Source organism: Ciceribacter sp. RN22 (assembly GCF_024054295.1).
GTDB lineage: Bacteria > Pseudomonadota > Alphaproteobacteria > Rhizobiales > Rhizobiaceae > Allorhizobium > Allorhizobium lividum.
In genome coordinates this window covers 1,273,200-1,276,539 of sequence record NZ_JAMXLD010000001.1, presented here as the reverse complement: position 1 = coordinate 1,276,539, position 3,340 = coordinate 1,273,200, and the positions used below count along the sequence as shown (strand labels likewise).

Sequence of the window (3,340 nt, the reverse complement as noted above, 5' to 3'; positions counted from 1 at the left end):
TGTGGGGGAGATGTCCGGCAGGACAGAGGGGGGTACAGCAATCTCGGCACCCGCCAATCGCGCGCTTGCCCTTGATCACCGACAGCGGCAGTCTTCACCCCGGATGAAACCGGTGATGGAAGCCACCATGCCACACACGCCGATCCCGCCCCGGCGCCGAGCAAACGCACGGCAGATGCGCAAAGAGATGACCGATGCCGAACGCAGGCTCTGGCATTGCCTGCGCGCGCATCGCCTGATGGGTCTCGGCTTCCGCCGGCAGGTTCCGATCGCCGGCTTCATCGTCGACTTCGCCTGCCCCGATAGCAAGCTGATCGTCGAAGTCGATGGCTCCCAGCACGGGAACGATGCCGACCTCGCCTACGATGGGGCGCGGACGCGACGTCTGCAGGAGGACGGCTGGACGGTCTTGCGGTTCTGGAACGACGACGTGCTGCGTGACCTCGACAATGTCTGCCGGCACATCATCATCGTGGCGGGTAAGGACTGGTCGTGATTGCTTTGGCTTCGTCGCGGGGTACCCCCCTCTGCCCTGCCGGGCATCTCCCCCACAAGGGGGGAGATCGGGTTGCTGCGACCGTTTCGGCTCGGGGCGAACACGGCAATGTGAGGCTCTCACGGCGTCGGCGGCCCAACTCTCCCCCCTTGTGGGGGAGATGTCACGAAGTGACAGAGGGGGGTAACCCGGCGCCAGACTCACGGGAGGACTGTTATGACTGACACCCATACCGGCGGATGCCAGTGCGGCGCGGTGCGCTTTCGCGTCCGCGGTGCACTGACGGACGCTTCGATCTGTCACTGCCGCATGTGCCAGAAGGCCTTCGGCAGCTATTTCGCGCCGCTCGTCTCCGTGCGGGGCACGGATTTCGAATGGACCCGCGGCGCACCGAAGACGTTCCGCTCGTCGAATTTTGTGCTGCGCGGCTTCTGCGGGGGCTGCGGCACGCCGCTGACCTACGAGGCGCCGGACGGGATGGCGATCGCGGCCGGCGCCTTCGACGATCCCGCCGCCGTGCCGCCGACGGTCCAGTACGGTGTCGAGGCGAAGCTCGGCTTCTTCGACCATCTGCACGAACTGCCGGAGCTTTCGACGCTGGACGATCTCGACAACGCACCGTTCCTCGAAGAAATCGTCTCGTTCCAGCACCCCGATCACGACACCGATACATGGCCGGAGGACAAGCCATGACCGAGAAGAAACCCGGCACGGAAATGCCGAAATGGCTGCTCTACGGGCTGATCGGCAAGGGCGTTCTCGTCCTTGTCGTCACCGTCGCGGTCGTCGCCTACGTCATGTTGAAATAGAACCCTTGGAGGCGTTCATGGAAGGCATATTCACCGGCGGATGCCAGTGCGGCGCGGTCCGGTTCCGGGCGGAAAAGCTCGGACGGCCATCGATCTGCCATTGCCGCATGTGCCAGAAGCACTTCGGCTCGTTCTTCGGCGCCTTCGTCACCGCCGACCAGGCGCATCTCACCTGGACGCGCGGCCAGCCGACGCTCTTCCGTTCCTCCGCCAAGGTGAAGCGCGGCTTCTGTGAGAAATGCGGCACGCCGCTCACCTACCAGCAGGGCGAAGAGATCGAACTTGCGATCGGCGCCTTCGACCATCCGGAGCTTCTCGAACCGCAGGTGCAGGTGAACCACGACAAGCGCCTGCCGTGGATCGATCACCTGTTCGAAAAGCCGGCCTACAGCAGCCCGGCAATGGAGGAGTCCTTCGCCGCCGTCGTCTCCTTCCAGCATCCCGACCACGATACCGCCGTCTGGCCGCCCGAGGAGGACGAGGCGTGAGCACCCGCGAGATCCATTCCGGCGGCTGCCAGTGCGGCGCGATCCGCTACAAGATCGCAGGCGAACTCGGCTATCCGCATATCTGTCACTGCCGCATGTGCCAGAAGGCCGGCGGCAACTTCTTCATGGCTCTGACCGGAACCCGCAACGAGGACTTCCTCTTGACCCGCGGCGAGCCGAGCTGGTTCCGCTCCTCCGATCCCTGCGGCCGCGGCTTCTGCGCGAAATGCGGCACGCCGCTTTTCTTCAAGACTGTCGGCTCGCCCTATATCAGCGTCACCATCGGCAGCCTCGACGACCCGGAAGCGGGCGTGCCGGTGTCGCAGGACGGGGTCGAGTCCAGGGTCTCCTATTTCGACCGGCTCTTCGGCCTGCCGGAGCGCGAGACCGACCGCTCCGACCTGCCGGGCGGGACCGCCGCCGTCGGCCGCAGCAATCACCAGCATCCCGACCACGATACGGCGGCATGGCCGCCCCGAGAGGACCGATCATGACCAACGAACTGCGCGGCTTCTATCCCGAGATCGAACCCTTCGAGACGGGCTTCCTCGATGTCGGCGACGGGCATAGCGTCTACTGGGAGCGCTTCGGGACCAAGGGCGCCAAGCCTGCCGTCTTCCTGCATGGCGGCCCGGGCGGCGCGACCGGCCCGAACAACCGCCGCGTCTTCGATCCGGCCCTCTACGACGTCATGATGTTCGACCAGCGCGGCTGCGGCAAGTCGACCCCGCATGCCTCGATCGAGGCGAACACCACCTGGCACCTCGTCGCCGACATCGAACGGCTGCGCGAGATGATGGGCGTCGAAAAATGGCTCGTCTTCGGCGGCTCCTGGGGCTCGACGCTGGCGCTCGCCTACTCCGAGACGCATCCCGAGCGCGTGTCCGAACTGGTGCTGCGCGGCGTCTACACGCTGACCAAGGCCGAGCTCGACTGGTACTACCAGTTCGGCGTCTCGGAAATGTTCCCCGACAAGTGGGAGCGGTTCCAGGCGCCGATCCCGGAGGCAGAACGCCACGAGATGATGGCCGCCTATCGCCGGCGGCTCACCGGCACCGACCGCGAGGAGCAGCTGCGCTGCGCCGTCGCCTGGAGCAGCTGGGAGGGCGAGACGATCACGCTGCTGCCGAACCCGGACTATTCCGACCATTTCTACGATCCGGAATTCGCGCTCGCCTTCGCCCGCATCGAGAACCACTTCTTCGTCCATGCCGGCTGGCTGGAGGAAGGGCAGTTGCTGCGCGACGCCGTGAAACTCAAGGATATCCCGGGCGTCATCATCCACGGCCGCTACGACATGCCCTGCCCGGCGAAATACGCCTGGCAACTCCACAAGGCCTGGCCGAAGGCGGATTTCCACCTGATCGAAGGCGCCGGCCACGCCTATCTCGAACCCGGCATCCTCGACCAGCTGATCCGCGCGACCGACCGGTTTGCGGGGAAGGTGTAAGTTATGGTCGCGGTCGTGGTTACCCCCCTCTGCCCTGCCGGGCATCTCCCCCTCAAGGGGAGAGATCGGCACTGGCGTGCGACGCGGCCTCACCCTC

5 protein-coding genes are annotated in these 3,340 nt (G+C 65.7%); all 5 read left to right on the top strand.

What is annotated here, in order from left to right; translation table 11 throughout:
- Positions 1–127: 127 nt before the first annotated feature.
- The 5 genes from NHF53_RS06340 (at position 128) to pip (ending at position 3,243) form a co-directional block, all read left to right on the top strand.
- Positions 128–496, top strand: a complete 369-nt coding sequence (locus NHF53_RS06340; protein ID WP_252834929.1) for an endonuclease domain-containing protein — start codon at positions 128–130, stop codon at positions 494–496.
- 216 nt (positions 497–712) lie between these two features.
- Positions 713–1,189, top strand: coding sequence for a GFA family protein (locus NHF53_RS06335; RefSeq protein ID WP_252833540.1), 477 nt, complete (start codon positions 713–715; stop codon positions 1,187–1,189).
- A 133-nt stretch (positions 1,190–1,322) separates the two neighbouring features.
- Entirely contained in the window at positions 1,323–1,793 is a 471-nt protein-coding gene (locus NHF53_RS06330; RefSeq protein WP_252833539.1) for a GFA family protein, read from the top strand.
- Positions 1,790–2,287 carry a GFA family protein gene (locus tag NHF53_RS06325; RefSeq protein WP_252833538.1) on the top strand — a complete coding sequence of 166 codons (498 nt, stop codon included), beginning with the start codon at positions 1,790–1,792 and terminating at the stop codon, positions 2,285–2,287. The genes NHF53_RS06330 and NHF53_RS06325 overlap by 4 nt, the downstream gene beginning before the upstream one ends.
- The gene (pip, locus tag NHF53_RS06320) at positions 2,284–3,243 is read left to right on the top strand and encodes a prolyl aminopeptidase (RefSeq protein WP_114361952.1); all 960 of its coding nucleotides are present in this window, start codon (positions 2,284–2,286) and stop codon (positions 3,241–3,243) included. The genes NHF53_RS06325 and pip overlap by 4 nt, the downstream gene beginning before the upstream one ends.
- The last annotated feature ends 97 nt before the right edge of the window (positions 3,244–3,340 follow it).

What these genes read in the sequence shown, in the direction of transcription:
- NHF53_RS06340 (WP_252834929.1), top strand. Translation starts at nt 128, where the DNA reads ATGCCACACACGCCGATCCCGCCCCGGCGCCGAGCAAACGCACGGCAG.
- NHF53_RS06335 (WP_252833540.1), top strand. Translation starts at nt 713, where the DNA reads ATGACTGACACCCATACCGGCGGATGCCAGTGCGGCGCGGTGCGCTTT.
- NHF53_RS06330 (WP_252833539.1), top strand. Translation starts at nt 1,323, where the DNA reads ATGGAAGGCATATTCACCGGCGGATGCCAGTGCGGCGCGGTCCGGTTC.
- pip (WP_114361952.1), top strand. Translation starts at nt 2,284, where the DNA reads ATGACCAACGAACTGCGCGGCTTCTATCCCGAGATCGAACCCTTCGAG.